Annotated in this window: 2 tRNA genes; both read left to right on the forward strand. The window is 44.4% G+C overall.

From position 1 onward, the window contains the following. Positions 1-87 precede the first annotated feature (87 nt). A tRNA-Gln gene (locus NH153_RS17155) sits at positions 88-162 on the forward strand. A 70-nt stretch (positions 163-232) separates the two neighbouring features. Further along, positions 233-317: transfer RNA gene (locus NH153_RS17160), tRNA-Leu, on the forward strand. Positions 318-324: the final 7 nt, after the last annotated feature.

Here is a 324-nt window from a genome sequence, read left to right on the forward strand (position 1 = left end):
TTCCAGTAACTTCGGTTGTGAGAGTTCAAGTCTCTCCTTCCGCACCATGTTCTTGATAAGAACCAAAACTATCAACTTATTCTTTGTTGGGATATCGCCAAGCGGTAAGGCAGCAGGTTTTGATCCTGCCATTCCCAGGTTCAAATCCTGGTATCCCAGCCACTTTCTAAAAGTGACAAAGAATACTCAATGAAGAGTCTAAAATAACTACCAGTACATTAGTACGAACGATGCGGGAGTGGCGGAATTGGTAGACGCGCTGGATTTAGGTTCCAGTAACTTCGGTTGTGAGAGTTCAAGTCTCTCCTTCCGCACCATGTTCTT

It is taken from the genome of Pseudoalteromonas gelatinilytica (assembly GCF_001641615.1).
Taxonomy (GTDB): Bacteria; Pseudomonadota; Gammaproteobacteria; order Enterobacterales; family Alteromonadaceae; genus Pseudoalteromonas; species Pseudoalteromonas gelatinilytica.